General features: G+C 67.9%; 17 protein-coding genes, 1 pseudogene and 1 CRISPR repeat array. Of the genes and pseudogenes, 5 read left to right on the top strand and 13 right to left on the bottom strand.

The features are described from left to right. Positions 1-285: 285 nt before the first annotated feature. From ACV530_RS36150 to ACV530_RS36135, 4 genes are all read right to left on the bottom strand, one after another. Positions 286-1,098, bottom strand: a complete 813-nt coding sequence (locus tag ACV530_RS36150; protein WP_494336972.1) for a S1 RNA-binding domain-containing protein — start codon at positions 1,096-1,098, stop codon at positions 286-288. Positions 1,099-1,588: 490 nt separating this feature from the next. Then, on the bottom strand, positions 1,589-1,924 hold the full coding sequence (locus ACV530_RS36145; RefSeq protein ID WP_494336971.1) for a hypothetical protein: 336 nt from the start codon (positions 1,922-1,924) through the stop codon (positions 1,589-1,591). Positions 1,925-2,266: 342 nt separating this feature from the next. Further along, a complete protein-coding gene (locus ACV530_RS36140) occupies positions 2,267-3,202 on the bottom strand; it encodes a phosphotransferase family protein (protein ID WP_494336970.1) in 936 nt (311 codons plus the stop codon). A gap of 216 nt (positions 3,203-3,418) precedes the next feature. After that, positions 3,419-4,036: an HAD family hydrolase gene (locus ACV530_RS36135; protein WP_494336969.1), complete on the bottom strand. Its 618-nt coding sequence runs from the start codon at positions 4,034-4,036 to the stop codon at positions 3,419-3,421. Positions 4,037-4,159: 123 nt separating this feature from the next. Between ACV530_RS36135 and ACV530_RS36130 the strand changes: the two genes are divergently transcribed. Then, positions 4,160-4,309: a hypothetical protein gene (locus tag ACV530_RS36130; protein ID WP_494336968.1), complete on the top strand. Its 150-nt coding sequence runs from the start codon at positions 4,160-4,162 to the stop codon at positions 4,307-4,309. A 260-nt stretch (positions 4,310-4,569) separates the two neighbouring features. On the opposite strand, the gene ACV530_RS36125 is transcribed toward ACV530_RS36130, so the two are convergent. Next, positions 4,570-5,175 (bottom strand): TetR/AcrR family transcriptional regulator, encoded by a 606-nt coding sequence (locus ACV530_RS36125; RefSeq protein ID WP_494336967.1) that lies wholly within the window; start codon positions 5,173-5,175, stop codon positions 4,570-4,572. 110 nt (positions 5,176-5,285) lie between these two features. Here ACV530_RS36125 and ACV530_RS36120 point away from each other — a divergent pair, with 110 nt between their 5' ends. Continuing rightward, positions 5,286-5,528, top strand: coding sequence for a putative antibiotic biosynthesis monooxygenase (locus ACV530_RS36120; RefSeq protein ID WP_494336966.1), 243 nt, complete (start codon positions 5,286-5,288; stop codon positions 5,526-5,528). Positions 5,529-5,691: 163 nt separating this feature from the next. On the opposite strand, the gene ACV530_RS36115 is transcribed toward ACV530_RS36120, so the two are convergent. Beyond that, on the bottom strand, positions 5,692-5,838 hold the full coding sequence (locus ACV530_RS36115) for a hypothetical protein (protein ID WP_494336965.1): 147 nt from the start codon (positions 5,836-5,838) through the stop codon (positions 5,692-5,694). A gap of 313 nt (positions 5,839-6,151) precedes the next feature. Here ACV530_RS36115 and ACV530_RS36110 point away from each other — a divergent pair, with 313 nt between their 5' ends. After that, a complete protein-coding gene (locus ACV530_RS36110) occupies positions 6,152-6,541 on the top strand; it encodes a hypothetical protein (RefSeq protein WP_494336964.1) in 390 nt (129 codons plus the stop codon). A 429-nt stretch (positions 6,542-6,970) separates the two neighbouring features. Then, a complete protein-coding gene (locus ACV530_RS36105; protein ID WP_494336963.1) occupies positions 6,971-7,117 on the top strand; it encodes a hypothetical protein in 147 nt (48 codons plus the stop codon). Between the two features lie 1,002 nt (positions 7,118-8,119). Here the strand turns inward: ACV530_RS36105 and ACV530_RS36100 are convergent. Genes ACV530_RS36100 through ACV530_RS36090 form a run of 3 tightly spaced genes read right to left on the bottom strand, consistent with a single transcriptional unit; the run spans position 8,120 to position 9,988 of the window. Then, positions 8,120-8,650 (bottom strand): hypothetical protein, encoded by a 531-nt coding sequence (locus tag ACV530_RS36100; protein WP_494336962.1) that lies wholly within the window; start codon positions 8,648-8,650, stop codon positions 8,120-8,122. Positions 8,651-8,681: 31 nt separating this feature from the next. After that, the gene (locus ACV530_RS36095) at positions 8,682-9,314 is read right to left on the bottom strand and encodes a hypothetical protein (protein WP_494336961.1); all 633 of its coding nucleotides are present in this window, start codon (positions 9,312-9,314) and stop codon (positions 8,682-8,684) included. Between the two features lie 53 nt (positions 9,315-9,367). Further along, the gene (locus tag ACV530_RS36090; protein WP_494336960.1) at positions 9,368-9,988 is read right to left on the bottom strand and encodes a histidine phosphatase family protein; all 621 of its coding nucleotides are present in this window, start codon (positions 9,986-9,988) and stop codon (positions 9,368-9,370) included. A gap of 717 nt (positions 9,989-10,705) precedes the next feature. On the opposite strand from ACV530_RS36090, the gene ACV530_RS36085 reads away from it, so the two are divergent. Next, a complete protein-coding gene (locus tag ACV530_RS36085) occupies positions 10,706-11,239 on the top strand; it encodes a CbrC family protein (RefSeq protein WP_494336959.1) in 534 nt (177 codons plus the stop codon). A 1,276-nt stretch (positions 11,240-12,515) separates the two neighbouring features. On the opposite strand, the gene ACV530_RS36080 is transcribed toward ACV530_RS36085, so the two are convergent. The 4 genes and pseudogenes from ACV530_RS36080 to ACV530_RS36065 all read right to left on the bottom strand — a co-directional run. Beyond that, the gene (locus tag ACV530_RS36080; RefSeq protein WP_494336958.1) at positions 12,516-14,276 is read right to left on the bottom strand and encodes a trypsin-like serine peptidase; all 1,761 of its coding nucleotides are present in this window, start codon (positions 14,274-14,276) and stop codon (positions 12,516-12,518) included. A 291-nt stretch (positions 14,277-14,567) separates the two neighbouring features. Then, positions 14,568-15,122 (bottom strand): hypothetical protein, encoded by a 555-nt coding sequence (locus ACV530_RS36075; protein WP_494336957.1) that lies wholly within the window; start codon positions 15,120-15,122, stop codon positions 14,568-14,570. 442 nt (positions 15,123-15,564) lie between these two features. Next, positions 15,565-15,953: direct repeats of the CRISPR family, unit length 23 nt; unit sequence ACCCCCGCGTGCGCGGGACCGAC. 83 nt (positions 15,954-16,036) lie between these two features. Continuing rightward, the gene (locus tag ACV530_RS36070; RefSeq protein ID WP_494336956.1) at positions 16,037-16,360 is read right to left on the bottom strand and encodes a hypothetical protein; all 324 of its coding nucleotides are present in this window, start codon (positions 16,358-16,360) and stop codon (positions 16,037-16,039) included. Between the two features lie 1,203 nt (positions 16,361-17,563). Beyond that, a pseudogene (locus ACV530_RS36065) lies at positions 17,564-17,680 on the bottom strand (IS5/IS1182 family transposase); the annotation flags it as partial.

Below are 17,680 nucleotides of genomic sequence, written 5' to 3'. Positions count from 1 at the left end.
CCAAAGCCCGCCTCCACCCGATCGAGTCAGACAACGGCGAACCCACCGTCGCCACCGAACTCACCGTATAACCTCAGCAAAAGATCGCCGAGTGGCCGTCAGTACACCACTCCAGCGGACGCGACCCAGGGCGCATCCCCGCGTACGCGGGACCGACTTGTCCACGATGGCGTCAGCCATCCGAACTCGGGGACCATCCCCGCGTGCACGGGGCCGACAACTGCACCGGGGGTGATCAGACTTCGCCGGTAGTGCATGTTGCCGTCGGTTCAGTTTGGCTGTCAGTTACAACGTGCGAACGGGCGAAAGCCGGACCCGGCGAAGCTGAAGGTTGACTTCGACAAGGCACACGATGAGTTCGTCGCCCTCGCGGACCACCTGCCTGGGCGACTTCACAGGTGGATCGGCGAGCTCGGAAACGTGAACGAGACCCTCGACGCCTTCGCCGACCCGAACAAAGACCCCGAAGGGAACGATCTTGGCCACAATGCCCGACATCGTCTGACCAACTTGGCTGGTGAAGGGGACGAAGGGGTCCTCCTGGAGAGCTTTCAATGACACGGCCACCTGTCCCTGTCGCGTGTCGGTGTTGAGTGCCGCGACAGTGACCTGCTGCCCTTCCGTGACCACTTCCGATGCATGGTCGATATGTGACCAGGAGAGCTCTGGTACCCGGATGAAGCCGGCACGGCTTCCGGGTGGCTCACCGTCGAGATGAATGAATACACCGAAGTTGTGGACCTCGGCCACGGTCCCCGTCAGAACGTCTCCCGGACGAATCCCCAGGAGAAACGAGCGCAGGGATTCGTCCTCGCAGGCCTTCGCTGACAGTTGGACGACCTCTCTGTGGCGGTCCACCGAGAGCACCTCAGCCGAGATCTCCTGGCCCACCTCGACGATCTCCGAGGGGTGGCCAAACGTCTTCCTCGACAGTTCATGCCGTTCGATCACTCCCACTGGCGGCAACCCGCCTGGCTCATGGAGGCGCACGACGACGTCAGTGCCGTCGATCGCCACCACCGTTCCAGTCCTCACGTCGAGAGGATCAGCGTTAGCAAGAGACTCGCGAAGCCGCTGGAGCAGATCAGCAGGAACCACGGATGTCACCCTATGCCGACGGCCCCAGCTGGGGCAGCCCCCGAGCTTCTTCCCCGCGTGCGCGGGGCCAATGCGGCGACATCGCCGGGCGGGCGGGTCTGCCAGGGACCATCCCCGCACGCGCGGGCCGACGTCACCCGGGTCACGCTGACTGGGGGCGAGCCGGGGCCATCCCCGCACGCACGGGGCCGACTTCGGCAAAGTGGAGCGGGACGAGATCAACCGCGGACCATCCCCGCACGCGCGGGGCCGACGGTCAGGATGTCGAATTTGACCAGGCCGATGGCGGACCATCCTCGCGCGCGGGGCCGACGCTTTCTGAGCTGGGACAATACCTGGTCAAGGGCCGGTTTTCCTTCACTTCGCCCGGAGGCCCTCGCCGCTTCGTGTGCCGCTGGCAGCTGGTGGCCGGGAGAGCCGGCGGCAAGCAACTTGTCGGCGTCGGCCGCTTCCCAGGTGGGGGCGGTTGAGCGGGGCGTCGGGGGGCGGTTCAGGCTCCGCCGTCCTGTTCGGCGTAGCGTTCTTGTGTCTCGATCTCCGAAGCGAGCGCCACGTATCCGCTGGCGAGCGCGAGGTGTCGCTGGGTCCGATGAAGGATTGGCTGGCCAGGTAGCTCTTGTCCCATGGCAGAGCTGACCAGGTGTCGCGCTGAGATCGTTGCGTAGAGCGCTGCTTCGATGCGCGCTCCGCCTGGAAGATCGTCTTGCACTAACGAGGGCAGACCGATGGCCTGGCGATCGTGCGGAGCAACCTGGTTGCGGGCTTCGACCAGAGCGCGTTGCGCTTCCATCAGAAGATCGATGGCGCGCTGGTACGGGTCAGCCACGTGATGCCCCTTCTCACACTCCGGTCCGGCCCGCCGAGTCTGGCAGACAGCGGACTCCGCTTTCGGCACATGGTGATCGCCTACGGCTCCAAGCTAAAGCCCAGACCATCCCCGCGTGCGCGGGACCGACGTGGTGCCGATCGTCAGGCTCGTGAAGGTGGCGGAACCATCCCCGCGTGTGCGGGACCGACAGCATGGACACCCTCAAAGAGGTCTTCTCCAACGAACCATCCCTGCGCGTACGGGGCCGACACCGCGGAAACCGTCACAAAAAACACGATCCGCGGACTATCCCCGCGCGTGCGGGGCCGACTTCCTCGGGGACCGGTAAGAACTGTGGTTTCAGTTCAGGCGGTAGCAGAGGAGGGCGAGACCGGCAGCGGCGGCGCGGTGCTGGTAGGCGCGCAGTCCGGGTACGCCGGGGGGCGCGGGCTTGCGGGCGTTGCGGTGCCAGTGGCCGGTGAGTGCGGCGAGGAATGCCGTGGTGGTGTCGGGGTTGTCGGCGGTGGCGGGGTGGTCGAGGAGTAGGAGGGCGACGTCTTTGGGCGTGTGTCCGGCGAGGACGAGTTGGGGTGCGAGGGAGGCGGCGTCGATGCAGGCCGGGCCGGTAGTGGCGTGGGCCCAGTCGACGAAGGTGACGCCGCGGTCGTGGTCGCGGACCATGTTGTCGGCCCGCAGGTCACCGTGGACGATGCGGTTGCCGTGGGCGAGGGCGGGCCAGGCTGCTTCCAGCTCGGCGAGCTGCGGCAGGTGGGCGCGGGCGGCGGGGGCGAGGTCGGCTGGCGGGCTGGATGCCAGTTCGTCCCAGCCGTGCAGGGCCGCTGCTGCGGAGGGCGCGGTGCTCGCCGCTGCGGCGTACCGCGGCGGGGCGGGGCTGGAGGTGAGCTTGTCCAGCAGGGCCCAGATCTGCCCGGCGTCGCCGGAGTGAGGGGACAGGTCGGGATGGGGGCCGTCGAGGTGGGCGATGATGACGGCGGTCCAGTCGGCGGCGTGGTGGATGCCCAGCAGGTCCGGGGCCGGGGCGCCGGGCGGAAGCGCGTCGAGGACGGTGGCTTCGTGGACGTTGGCGGCGGTCAGTGGGTCGTCGTCGGGGGCCGCTTTGACGAAGACCCGTCGGCTGTCGGCCAGGCGGAGGGTGGTGGCGAGCTGGTGTCCGAAGCCGCCGCCGGGGGTGACGGTGTCGGTGACGGGTGAGCCGAGGGTGTCTTCGAGGCGGGCGCGCAGGGGCGTGGGGACGTCGGTCCATTGCAGACGGCCGCTGGTGGGTGGTACAGGCATCGGGGCAGCTTTCAAAGGTCCGGGAACGGTGATGGGGGTGCGCGCCGAAGCTGGGCCGCGAGTCGGGGCTGAGGAGCGGGGATGCGCTGTCTCAGTGCTCCAGCTCGGCGCCGGGCGCTTGTCGCCGCATCACGCGCATTCGCCTGTGTCCTTTGAGTGCAGAAGTGCAAAGGGGCGTCTGTAGGGGTGCCCCTTCACTGTAGTGGTGGTGCTGGGTCACGCGCTGTCGGTTAGGGGCAGGTGGTGCAGCAGGGACGACCCGGTGCTGGTGGGTTCGGGCAGGAGGTGATCGGCCCCGGCGGCGCGGAGTGCGGCGGGAGGGTGCCAGCCCCAGACCGCTCCGAGCGCGACGACTTCGGCGGCGCGGGCCGCGGTCATGCCGGTGGGGCTGTCGCCGACGAACACCGCGCGCTCTGGTGGGGCGTCCAGCCGGCGCAGGGCGAGGTGCAGTCCGTCGGGAGCCGGCTTGGGTGGTGCGTCCTGCCGGGTGATGACGACTTCCAGCAGGTTGGACAAGGCCTCCGGCAGCAGCCACTGCACGCGTTCGGGGTCCTGAACCGTGACTGCGCCGATGGCCGTGCCCTGCGCGCGCAGGGCCAGCAGACCGGAGAGCACCCCTGGGAAGGTCTCGACAGGGATCGCCGACGCCGCGCCGTCCCACCAGCGGTCGCATGCGTCGTCGGGATCGGTGACGTCCAGGAGCGCCAGGACCTCGCAGCGGGGGCGGGGCAGGGCGCCGGGCGGAAGGTCGCCCGGCGTCACACGGCGGCCGGTGGCACAGGTGGCGACCGCCGCGAGGGTGGCCCGGACCGCAGCGGCACTGTCCAACAGCACCCCGTCCAGGCTTCCTGGAAGCCTCTGCCGCGCACACCAGCCAAGAGGCGTACAACGCGGCCGCCTTCCCCCGCGGCCCGGCTTGCCGAAGCCCATCTCAGCCTCGGCGACGTCGATGCCGCCGTGGCCACCGCCCATGACGCCGTCCACCGAATGGGAGGCGTCACCTCCGCGCGCGGCACCAACACCCTGGAAGACCTCCGCAAGAAACTCGCCCGTCGCCGAGGAATACCCGCCGTCACTGAATTCCTGGACTGCACCAGCACCGAATGATCCCCCAGCACCACCGAACGCCCGAGGCGGTCGCCGAACCCCCGGCACGACACCTCCGTGCCCTCCACCGGCGGACCATCACCGAACTGCGCATCACCACTGAGCCACTCACGGAACCGGTGCTTGCCTGATGCCCACAGGGCAGCGGGTTCGTCACGTACCTGGCCGAAGGCTCCGGAACGTCCTCCCTACGGGACGGGCGGGCCTTCCCGAGAGACCCTCGTTCGGCAGGCGTCGGGCCCCGGGGACGGGGACCTGGGTCAGGACGGCGTCGCCCCGCCCGCTTCCTGGCTGACCAGCCTGCGCACCAGCCGCACCATCGAGGCGCGTTCGGCCTCCGGGTCCGTGGTGCCACCGAAGATCATGCGTACGGCCTGCGGCACGCTGAACCACCAGGCGCCGAGGGCGAGTACCGCGTAGAAGAGGTCGTCGGGTTCGAGCGAGGGGTCGAGGGCGCCCTTGGACTGGGCCTCGGCCAGGGCTGCGACCCGCGCCCCGTAGGTGGCGGTCCGTTCGGCCTCGCGCAGTGCGGGGGCGCCGTGGTCCCGGAGGCCCTCCCAGTGCAGGAGCCGGATGAACTGCGGGTGGGAACGGTGGTAGTCGTACAGCTTCCCGGCGTACTCGCCCAGGTCGGCTGCCTGGTCGGCCGTCAGCGGGATGGCCGTCGCGATCCGCTCCAGTTCCGCCTCCAGGACGTGGCCGAAGAGCTTCTCCTTGTTGCCGAAGTACTGGTAGATCCGCTCCTTGTTGACCCCGGCCCGGGTACCGACGCGCTCGATGCGCGCGCCCTCGAAGCCGTGCTCGGCGAACTCGTCGACGGCGGCGTTCAGCAGTGCTTGTCGGGTGCGTGCGGTGTCCCAGGCCATGCGGCCATGCTACGCCATCTCCAAACAGTCGTTTGGAGATCCGCCGACTCTGCGGCTAATCTCCAACCATCCGTTTGGAGTCTTCGCGACCGGCAAGGAGTCGTTTCACCATGTCCCACCCCGCGCCCGCAGGCCCGCCCCCCAAGCACCACATGGCCCTCATGATCTGGACAGCGGTCTTCCCCACGCTCACCGTGCTGGAGCTGCTCTTCCATCGCTGGCTCGAACACCTGCCGCTGGTCCTGCAGACCCTGATTCTGAGCGCGCTCGTCGTACTGACCGTCGTCTACGTCCTGATGCCCCGGCTCCAGCGCGTGTGCGGCAGGCTGCTCGCTCGCGCCGCGCGCGGCTGAACGGGCCGGGCGACGGAACGGCGCCGGTCGCCGATCCGGCCCGGCCCGTTGCCAGGAGATGAAGAAGGCATGATCCGGCCGGACTTCACGTCCGCACCCGGTTCGAGGGACTCCGGTACGGAGTCCGTGGCGGGCCGGGTGCGGACGTGTCCGGCGCCGCTGCTCAGCGGGCGGCGGTGCCGAACCAGCGGGGCAGCACACTGAGCAGGGCCGCCCGCCCGGCCGCCTTCGCCAGCATCGGAGCGACAGCCTCGCCATCGGCACCGGCCTGCTCGGCCAGGCGGTTCAGCACCCGCTCCGCGAGGACCATCCCCTCGTGCGCGGGACCGGCCGTTCAAGTGGTCCCACGCGGGCCATCCCCGCGTGCGCGGGACCAACTTCGGCGCGGCTGGTCTCGAATTCCGCGTGCGCGGGACCGACCGGTACTTGGTGGCTGTTGACATCAACATGTCGGAACCATCCCGCGTGCGCGGGACCGACTCTGCCACGGGCCAGTCCAAGGACCTCAAGGGAGAACCATCCCCGCGCGTGCGGGACCGACATCCCCGCCGAGCTGCAGCGCGCCGACGGCACCGAACCATCCCCGCGTGCGCGGGGTCGTTTTCCTGGCACGATAGCTCTTCATGCAGCCGATACCGGTTCCTTGTCCCGCAGCACTCATCCCCAACGCCACGGGCCTCGACGCGTTCAATGCCGCCTACCAGGCGGCCAAGGCCGCGCATGCCGTGTACATCGGCATCGAGCGCCACGGTCGGCAGTGGACAGTGAAAGCCGACGCACTCACCGCCTCCCCACAGCACGTTGTCGACGACACCGCGTACGACGCGGTACTGGCCGCTGTCGTCCGCCTGGTGCGTCGCGGTGAGATCCGCCCCGACGCTGGGCCAGGACCGGTGCATTACACGCTCCACGGTGTGAAGACCGAGGAGAAGGCTCGTGAACTCGCCGCTGCGCTGCACGCCGCCCTCTACGGAGATCTTCACCCCCTGGCCTGCGCCGTCCCCACGCCCTGACGCCGAAGTCCGACGCGGATCGACTCCATAGGATTTCGGAACAGTCGACGTCCGAGGAGCAGATCCCCGCGTGCGCGGGACTGGTCGGACCACCCAGCTCAGTAGTGCCCCCGGGACCGGCACATCCCCGCGCGCGGGGGGCCGACACCATCCCCGCGGCGCGGGACCGACGACAGCACGATTCCCCGCGCGTGCGGGGCTGGCTTGGCGACCGTCCACAACACCTACCGCACCTACGGATCATCCCCGCGTGCGCGGCACCAACCTGCTGTCCAAGGCGTCAATGGTCAGCTCGTACGAACCATCCCTGCGCGCGCGGGGTCGACGTGCGCGAGGCGATGCCTGCCTCGGCCGCGAGGGAGCCATCCCCGAGTGCGCGGCACCAACAAGATGCCCAACAGGGGACCGTCACCGGAGAACCGTCCCCGCGTGCGCGAGGCCGACGAGGCCCGCAAGCTTCTGACGATCCGTGACACCGGACCATCCCTGCGTGCGCGCAGGGCCGACGACTGCTCGGCCAGCCAGTACCACAACAAGCAGGACCATCCCCGCACGCGCGGGACCGACACTTCGTGAGCAGCGACGATATCGGTCGAGGGAGCTGTTTTTATTCGCTCCGTCTCCTGTCTGATGCTCCGGCAGATAGGAGAGCCCCGCGTGCGCGGGACCAACCAGTACTGGAAGGCCATGGCGCGGCCGATGTGAGAACCATCCCCGCAGCGCGGGGTCAACAAGCGGTACGACGTCTGGCTCGTCCAGGGCAAGAGCACATCCCCGCGTGCGCGGGGCCGACCCCCCTGCTTGCTCCGGGAGGGGCCCCCGCCGAGGACCACCCCCGCGTGCGCAGGGCCGACTCGTCGTCCGAGGCCCGCAAGTGCTCGATCACCGGAACATCCCCGCGTGGGCCAACGGTTGTCTGCCGATGATGTCCGCCACCGGCAGTGGACCATTCCCGCGGACGCGGGATCGACGCTCCGTGCATACCTAAGCGGGCTGAGGCGGAAGGATCATCCCGCGTGTGCGGGACCGACTACAGATAGATCTTCTTCTGCGGGACTACCTCGGGACCATCCCCGCCTGTGCGGGACCGACGCTGCTTGAGCAGCGACGATACCGGTCGAGGGTGCTGTTTTCCTTCGCTCCGTCTTCGGTCTGATGCTCCGGCAGGTTGGTGAGCCCCGCGTGTGGGGGCCAACCGTGAATCCCGTGGTGAGCAAGGGCAGATGGAAGGACCACCCCCGCACGCGCGGGGCCGACGACGTGATGATCTCCGAGCCGGGGAACAGCTGGGAACCGTCCCCCACGTGTGCGGGACCACCCCCCCTCGATATCTCCGGCGCTGGGCAGGACATCGGACCACCCCGCGTGCGCGGGACCGACTCAACGGCAGTGCGGCAGCCGTCAGTTACCCCAGGACCACCCCCGCGTGAGCGGGGCCAACGTCGCCGTCTCCGAGCTGCTGCTTAACGCCTCGGGCACATCCCCGCGTGCGCGGGGCCGACACTTCTTGAGCAGCGACGATACCGGTCGGGGAGCCGGTTTCCTTCACATCCATGCCGCCCGCGAGCAGCAGCGTCCCTACTCCGGGCTCAGCCAGGAGGAGTACGGACTCACCGTTTGATCACGGCCTGTGTCGGCCAATGAGGCCGGGCCGTCGTAGTAGCCAGGGCGGGCAAGCAGCACGGAGCTGAAGTAATAGCCCTGTTCCTCGTCCGGTTCGTCGTCGGCCTCGAACGGACGCCAGAAACTGAGCAGCAGGTTGGGCGCAATGAAGGATGCAGGGTCTTCGTCGGCGGGGACGATGGCGGTGACCTTGGCCATCCGGCTCACCACCTCGCGGGCTGGCAGGCCGAAGACGTCGATACCACGAAAGCGCACGACGTCCGAGCGGTCCGAAGGGCGCCCCAGCTCAACGGATTCCAGCCGGTCGTGTATGCATCCGATGCTGATCATCAGGCCGCTCGGCTGGAAGATGTGCCGCCCCGCTTGGTCGGCCGCGGAGAGCGCCCTCACGTCACGCAACGAGTCCAGTGCGCTATGCGCGGCCTCCCGTGACATGCCGATCTGCAGAGGGCCGATGCCTATAGGCGGGGCGAGGTCGAGGTTCATGCGCGCATGCTGTCACGGAGACCTCTCAACATCATCCTTCAGGAGGAACCACACCCACCTTCGAATGTAGGCAGAAGAGCCCCTCTTTCACAGGGAGTTGGGCGGTGCGGGCGCCCGGCGTCGGGCCGAGGTGAACAGTCCCGGGGTGTCCTCGTCCAGCCAGCCCCGCTCCACGAGCCCGCTTCAGTTTCGACCGCGTGCCCTCGATCTTCCTGGTCTCGGCCGGCAGACCGATCCGGGGCACGATCTGCTTGGCCCGCACCGGCCCCGGCGCGTCCCGCACCACCTCCACGATGTCCCGGTAGATCCCGGGCAGGGCGTCCGCTTCCATCCCGGGCTGCCACTTCGGCACCGCCAGCACCCCCACCACCTGCCGCTCGGCCCCCGCATACGCCGACACGGTCGGACTGGCGGCAGGGGACTGCGTGGAGGCATCCCCGTCGTTCACCGGCGTCGCGTCCTCCGGAGCCATCTCGGTGAGCACTGCGGCTACCGTCTCCCGCGTGATCCTCAGCCGCTCCAGGCTCACCCGCGCATCATCCAACCTCTCCGACAAATCCGCGAGTTCAGCCTCCAGTTCCTCCACCCGGACCCGGGCAGCTGCCTCCCGGGCCTCCAACTCCTCGAACAGTGAGCCCATCGGCCATCCCTCCTCCACCGCCACGGTAGGCAGGGGAAGACCCGAACACACCCCGGTCGGCGTTCAGCAGGACACCGTCACGGTGTGCGGAGCTGGGCCGGAAACCCGGTCCAGCGCAGTTCGTCGGAGAGGTGGCTCACGTCGTTGTAGACGAGGACGGTTGCGGGCCGGGCCGGGGCGTAGCGGATCACGGTCAGTGCTGCGTTGCCGTGGTTGAGGCCCATCCAGCGCCAGGGCGGGGCGTCCATCGCGGCGCGGACCAGCCAGGCGATGAGGAACGCGTGAGTGACGACAAGGTCATGCCGGGGTGCGTCCCCGTGGTCCATCGGTCCGGTGAAGTCCGCGACTGCCCGGCGGGCCAGTTCGGCACCACGTGTACGTTCCTCGGCCGGCACCGAAGCCAGGCGCGGGAGCATGGCGTTGGCGATCTCAGAGGGAAGCTCGTCCCGCTCCGGTATGTACGGGATGTAGTCCCCGGCCGTCTCGCACTCGCGCAGTGGCACCCCGCCCAGTTGCTCTGCGATCAGCTGGGCTGTCTGATGCGCACGGGGCAGCGGACCGTGGTGGACAGCTGTCAGCAGCACACCATGCAGGCGCCTGCCCAGCAGCTCGGCCTGCCGCCGCCCAGCCTTCGTGAGCCCGTCTTCGTCGGGTGTCGCCTCACCGTGACGGGCAAGGTACAGGTATCGATCTTGCATGCCGACGTGGACGCCCTACTGACGGCTACCGGTTCCCGCTACCAGCGACGTCAGGCCAACCACGACCCTCATCCGCTCAAGGCCGCACCCGGCTGACGTTCCCTTCAGAAGAGCCGCACCCTGCCAAGCTGCTGGAATGGGCAGCTGGCGTTGGGAGTCACTGCGTGCGCTGGACCGACGCGTGGGTCCCCACGCGTCCGGCGCGGCGGCCGGGACCATCCCCGCGCGTGGGACCAACCTGCGGACCATGGGCCTGTGCGAGATAGCCGACGGACCATCCCCACGTACGCGGGACCGACGCGAGGCCGTTCTTGCCGAGGTTCTAGCCGACCGGACCATCCCCGCGTGCGCGGGACCAACTGATCGGCGGAGTCCATGCTGCCGTCAGTGGCCGGTGCATCCCCGCGTGCAAGGGACCGACTTCCCTCGAGACATCCGGAGCGAGCGGCACGGGGGTGCATCCCCGCGTGCAAGGGACCGACCCTTCTTGAGCAGCGGCGATGCTGGTCGGGAAGCTGTTTTCTTTCACTGTACTGTCGGCCTGATGGCGCTTCCATGCCGTCCGTGAGCAGCAGCGTCTCTACTCCGGGCTCAGTCAGGAGGGATACGGGCTCACCGTTTGATCAAGGCCCTCCTTGCAGACAGACTGCAACCCATGGGGTTCATCAGCGGGGCCGTCGGCGCCCGGGTTAACGGCGTCTTCCGGGGGCAGCAGTAGTGAGCGTCAGTCTGCCCTTCTTCCGTTACCACCCCGACCCGCTTGCCACTGGATCCGTCCGGGCGAGTGCCGACACGTGCGCTTGCTGCAGACGCAGCACGGGGTGGATCTACACTGCGGCCTTCTACACCGCTCAGGAAGTCGACGGGAGCTTCTGCCCCTGGTGCATTGCCGACGGCAGTGCCGCTGAACGCTTCGCCGGCGAATTCATTGATGCTTACGGGCTCGACGGCGTCAGCGGGGAGACCATGCACGAGGTCACCCGCCGTACCCCGGGCTTCCGCGCCTGGCAGGATCCGCACTGGCTCGTCCACTGTCATGACGCGGCCGCCTTCATCGGCGAGGTCGGATACACCGAGCTCGCGGCGCATCCCGAGGCCCTCGACCAGCTTCGCCTCGACCTGCGGATGGACGGCTGGCACGATGCAGGTCAGTTGGAACACTTCCTGACCCACCTCGGCCAGGAGGCGAGCGCCATGCTCTTTCGCTGCACCGTCTGCGGCACCTATCTCGCCTACGCCGACGCCTCGTAACCCACGCCCGCGCGTGCGGACCGACGGCACCACCAATAGCCCGCCCACCGACGTCTGGGGACCATCCCCGCGTGTGCGGGACCGACCCGCGGGTATCGCTTATGCCTGAGCTGCCCTGCGGACCATCCCCGCGTGCTCGGGACCAACACTTCCTGACCAGCGACGATACCGGTCGGGGGTGCTGTTTTCATTTGGTCCGTTTCCGGTCTGACGCTCCGGCTGATGAGCTCCGCGTGCGCGGGACCGACCTGATGCCGCCGTTCGCATACGCCTGCGCGAGCGAACCACCCCCGCGTGCGCGGGACCGACAACGACGTCCGACTCTCCCATATACAAGGAGAGGGACCATCCCCGCGGCGCAGGGCCGACGAAAGCTCGTCTCAGCCAAATTCACATTCCTCGCGTGCGCGGGGCCGACCCCGTGATGGGTCTCGTGGGTGGAAAAGTCGTGGGGGACATCCCCGCGCGTGCGGGGCCGTCACTTCGTGAGCTGCGACGATACCGGCTGAGGGCGCTGTTTCATTCGCTTCGTCTCCGGTCTGATGCTCAGGCAGATTGGTGAGCCCCGCATGCGCGGGACCGATGGTGCTATGCGGGACGTGTCCAATCTCCAGTCAGAACCATCCCCGCGCATGCGGGGCTGACCTCCAGCGCATTGTCTGGCTCATGCCGACGGCCGGACCATTCCCTCGTGCGCAGGGCCAACGGAAGCAGCGCGAGGACTTCGGCAAGGTCGGTGGGGCCATCCCTGCGTGCGCAGGGCCGGGCCGGAGAACGCGGCCAGAACGCGGAGTTCCATGGGACCATCCCCGCGTGCGCGGGACCAACTGGCCCGAGAGTTCGTCGACGACCAGCAGCATCGGACCATCCCCACGCGCGGGGCCGACGTCAGCATCCTGGACGGCGCCGAGTTGGGCCTGGGCGCATCCCCGCGTGCGCGGGACCAACCACTCGCGCCATAGCGAGGTCGGGGTGTAGCGAGAACCATCCCTACGCGGGGCCAACGATGGAGCGGGTGTTCAAATCGAGCACCAATAGGGGCCCAGCCTCGCATGCGCGGGACCGACACGCACAGCTCGGTGTCCGTGCCTGTCTGCGCGGGAACATACCCGCGTGCGCGGGGCCGACTTCACCGGGGCCCTGACCTGGCTGCTCGGCCTGGGACCACCCCTGCGTGCGCGGGACCGACACGAAGCGTTGCATTCCCGACGGCATCACGTCCGATCCATCCCCGCGTGCGCGGGGTCGGCTGAGTGGCGGGGGCGGTCAGTGGCGGCTATTCGTTGCTGCTGGTTCCGGTGGCATCGCCAGCAGGATCGCTGTCGCTGTCCGTACCGCTGTTGTCGGTCGGGTTGGTGATGGGAGTGTCGGCACTGTCACTGTTGTCGGTTGTGCCTTGGTCGTCAGTGCTCTCGGAGCTGTCACTGGCGATGGAGTGTCCGTCGGGGGCGACGAGTTGGTGTTCGGTGCCGAACTTGGTATTGGTGTCGGTGTAGTCGGTGACTTCGCCGTCGGACCAGCGGACGATCAGGTCGTCGGGGTGTCCGTTGTGGTTGAAGCTGCCCGCGGTCATGGCCATGTCGTGTTCCCAGATGGTGTGGGGTGCGGCCATCTGGATTTCCTTGCCCAGGCCTGCGGCGTTGGTGTCCTGGTACTGAGAGACCTCGCCGTCGGACCAGCGGACCAGTAGGTCCCAGTAGTTGTTTCCGGAGAAGTCGCCTGCGGTGGTCAAGGTGGCTTTCTTCCACAGGTCGTTGGGCTTCAGTAACTGGTGTTCGGTGCCGAAGCCCTGGCTGCCGACCTTGGTGTAGTCGGTGAGTTCCCCGTCGGCCCAGCGCACGATCAGATCCGTGGTGTAACCGTTGGTGCCGAAGTTCCCGCCGGCGATCTGCTCGGCCTTCTTCCAGATCGACTCGGGTTTGGCCAGCTGGATCTCTTGGTGGAAGCCTCTGAGGTCCACGTCCGGATACAGCGATACTTCTCCGTCTGACCAGGTCACCAGCAGGTCGGAGAGGTTGCTGCCAGCGTAGTCGCCGCCGGTGATCGCCTTGGCGTGCTTCCAGGTGCTGTTGGGGCTGAGCAACTGCCGTTCTGCCTTGAAGCTGGCATTGCCGTCGCCGGTGTAGAGGGTGACCTCGCCGTCGGTCCACACCACGATCATGTCCATGGTGCCGTCACCGTGGCCGGTGTAGTTCCCCGAGGCCAGGAGCCGGGCGTGCCGCCACGTCGCTGCGGTTCCCAGGACGCTGGTTTCGGGGCGGTGGTCGGCGACCGCCTGGTCGTAGAGGTTCTTGATGTCGGCGCCGAAGTAGGAGCTGTAGGAGATGTCGTTGGTGGAGCCGCCGGTCTTGTAGCCGCCGATATCGCCGATGACGTCGCCTGTCTTGGTCTTCTCGTTGAAGTTTGCCAGGAACGGGCCGCCGCTGACTCCGGGTGAGTATCCGTCGCAGGCGATGCGCAGGTAGGAGCCGGGGATGTTCGGGTCGGTGCTGGTGTACTTGGTGGTGGGCGCGGTGCAGGTCTTGGGGCGAGGGTGACCGCCTGGGTAGCCGATCAGGTGGACGTTGTTGTGCTCGTAGCCGGCGTCGGTCTTCAGCCGGTTCCCGCCGACGGCGTCTTCCACCTGCTTCCCGTTGGTGTTGGCGCCGACCTTGAGGAACGCCGCGTCGTAGGGCGCGCCGTGCTGGTGGCCGCGTGAGTAGTAGCGGGCGTCGATCCAGATCTTGTTGTGTCTCGGTGACCAGCTCAGCAGGGGGAAGATGCCGTACGGCTGCGGCTTGTTCTTGGTGTACTGCGGTACGAAGGCGAGTGGCTTGCCGGCATCCTCGTCGTCCAGGCAGTGCCCTGCGGTCAGCACGATGTTGTGGCCAGGCGAGGAGACGACGGAGGCGGTGCAGAAATAGTCCTGCGCTGCCGGGATGAAGATCTGGCCGACGGTTGGCAGGCCGTCGAAGTCGTTGCCGGGCGCTCTCGGCGTTCTCGGAGAGGCGGTGGGCTGCTCGGCGCGGTCCACGGGGAAGGGCTTGGCGGCTGCCATGCGTTCCGGGGTCCAGTACGCCTCGGCCGCGGCTGCTGCGGAAGGTGGGGTCGGCGACGCGGTGCTGCTCGTCGGGTCGGAGGATGCCGAGGGCTGCCGGGATGCCGTACTCGGGGCGGAAGGGGACGGCGCAGGCTGGGGCGTTGCTGCCGCGGCGGCTGTGCTGGTCCCGCCGGCCAGCATGCCTGCCAGGAGGAGAGCGCCGACCAAGCGGCGCACCCGTATGTGCGCAAGGGATAACAAGGGAGAATTCACCTCAAATAGAATCGATGGGAACCCTGGGCTGTCCGATTACTCGGCGGACTGGCGGGCGCGGCGGTTCCGCCGCAGAAACCACCAGGCCGAACCGCCGAGGACAACGGCCGCCAAGCCAATCGTGGAGACGTACACCCACAGCGGCGTATCCGTATGACGGGCAGCAGCGGCGCCCCGTCCGGAGTCGCTGACCGTGATCGATGCCCGAAGGGGACGATGATTGTCATCGTGCAGCCCCGGGACGGTGATGGGGTAGGAGCCAGGCTCGGCATCGCGGCGGATGTGCGCCGTTGCCATGATCTTCCACTTCAGGCTCTTGCCAATGGTGGTGGCATCCGTGCTGCTCACGGGGACGTCGGAAACGAAGGCCGGCGACTGCAATGTCCAGGATTCGCCTTTGGGGAGCATCCCCCCACTGGTTCTGAGCATGAGCGACACGGCGGCGCCAGGTGCGATTTCCGGAGTGCTCTCAGGTTCGTTCCCGTCGGGGTCTGGAGACACCGCAAGCCACCAGGATCTGTCACTGGCCCGCTTCTGGTCTTCCGCGTGAACAGGTTGCCCCCCGCACAAGACCAGAAAGGCGAGTGCCATCAGGAGGAGCGAGGCAAGCCGTGCCCGGGCAAGTGCAGTCACTTTGGGGTCCATTCGTAGCCGTCATCGTCCAGGACATCGCCGAACCGGTCCTGGAGCAGGTCAGCCAGGTCGTCGGCTCGCCGCTGCGGTCTCCCCGCCGGGCCCCTGCCCGGGATGCCGCAGCAGCAACAGTGACGCTACGACACCACACTTACCCCGTAGTGGCGCGTTCCCGCCAATGACGAAAACTTACCGCTGTGGCCAAATCTCGGGCGTGGAAGGAGAGTTCACTGATTGGCATCGCCGAGGCCACCCGACCCGAGCCACCGAATCCGGCGCCCGACTCACTCACCAGACAGATCCTCACCCTTCTTGGGCGGGCGCTTAACACCGCGGAGGCTGGCGCCGATCTGCTGAGCGTGAGCGGCACTGGTCCCGCCGAGTAGTGTCACCGAGGATCACCCCCGCGTGCGCGGGACCGACGCTGGTTTGACTTCACGGCACCGTGTGCACTGCGAACCACCCCCGCGTGCGCGGGACCGACCTGGTGACGAAGGTGTCCGAGGAGTCCAACGAGGAACCACCCCCGCGTGCGCGGGACCGACAACCCGAGCATGCACCCTGGGTTCGGCGTGAACGAACTACCCCCGCGTGCGCGGGACCGACTACGACACCAAGCACGAACGCAGAGCTGAGGCAGAACCACCCCCGCGTGCGCGGGACCGACAAGCGCGGGGACGTGAAGGGCTCCTCCTTCACCGGACCATCCCCGCGTGCGCGGGGCCGGCCTGCGGGCGGCTCGGGCGGGCAGCACCAACCCGGGACCATCCCCGCGTGCGCGGGGCCGACACTTCTTGACCAGCGACGATACTGGGCATGGGTGCCGTTCTGCTTCGCTTCGCCGTCTGGGAGTGCGGTGAGTGTGCGGCTGGTTAGTGGAGTTTGGAGCGGGTGTTGCTGGGGCGGTTTCGGGTTGTCCGGCGCCGTGCGCGTTCCGGCAGTGCGGACAGCTCCCGGGCCATCCACTTTTCGGCCTGTGCCCATGCCATCCGTGCCATTACCGTGCGGATGGGGGCGGGAATGGCTTCGCATGCGCGTCGGCAGGGTTCGCTGCCGCAGTGGAGCGGGGATGCGTTGATGCCGAGGTGCGGGTAGCGCATGGTTTTGGGTGGCAGGTAGAGGCATCCGCAGATAGTGCAGGTGAACACGGGCCGCATCTGGCTGTCGGTGGCGTTGTTCGTGTTGTGTGTGTTCATCCTGAGACTTTCCCTGTGCCGCCGCAGTGTGAGCAGGAGGAGACGAAGGAGCGGGTGGCGGGCACCTGGTTGCCGTCCTGGTCGAGTTCTACCGTGTGGTGCTGTTTGTCGGTGAGCCCTGTTCCGCCGCAGGCGTTGCAGTCCTGTTCCTGTGCTGCGGGCATCTCCATCGCCTCGTCTCGAGGGCTGTTTTCACTTTGACGGTATCGGTAAAACCCTGGTGCGGACAGGCGGTTGACGAAGGCCGACGGGCGTGCGGCGAGGCGTGCTCTACATCTGCTTCGGGCTCGCTGCTGGCCGTCGCCCGCTGCCGACCGGATCACACCCCCGCATGCGGGGCCGATGTCGGCACCGAACAGCCACTGAGCCCGGTGTATGGACCATCCCCGCAAGCGCGGGACCAACAGCACACCGATAGTGCTCGCGATCGATCCGGCGGGACCATCCCCGCGAGCACGGGGCCGGCTCGGATGCGTCCACGCCGTAGACGCCAAGGAGCGGACACCCCGGCGCGTGCGGGGCCGATAACTGGCGGGTGGGGCGCCGTGATGTTGTGCGGGGAACATCCCCGCACGCGCGGGGCCGACAACTACGGCACTGACAGCGAGGCCGCCAAAGGATCATCCCCGCGCGCGGGACCAACTCCGGGAGCGTACGGGCTCGGAGACGGGCGAATGGCGCATCCCCGCGTGCGCGGGACCGATGAGACACCGAGACGCTCGGCGACCCGGGCCGTGGGAGCATCCCTGCGCGTGCGGGACCAACGCTTCCTGAGCTGCGACGATACCGGCCAAGGGGGCTGTTCTCCTTTACTTCGCCATCTGGGCTTGCTGGCGAGGAGACCTCCATGGCGGCCGCATCACCGGCAGCAGCGCCCGGTCGGGAAGCTCCCCCAGAGTGATGCCCAGACGGTTCGACTCGAGTCTGGCCGGGGGTCCGTGCGGCCCGCCGCACGGCAGGGGTAAAAGGCTACGCAGCGTAAGGGTTTTGGGGCGGGGCAGTCTGGCTCCGCCCCGACAACGCACAGTCGGCTCACAGTCAGCTCAGTCGGTCCACCCTGAGCCAACTGACCCGACTGTGATCCGACTGGTCCGACTAGGACGTCGGAGGTCACTTTCTGTAGCCGTGGTTGTGGGTCGTTCCGGCTGGTGCTCTTCACTTTGTGAGAAGGACATAGCCGTCGCGGGACGCTTAGAGGATGTCTCACGTGGTGATCTTGGCGAGTTTCTTGTAGCAGGTGAGGGCGGCCGCGAGGCCGAGGAAGGCGAGGAAGTGGGAGCCCTTGCGTTCGTACCGGACGGTGAGGCGGCGGTAGCCGAA

It is taken from the genome of Streptomyces sp. SX-6, assembly GCF_059089585.1.
Note: the sequence above shows the minus strand (reverse complement) of the source record. Positions and strands in the feature narration are given on the sequence as shown.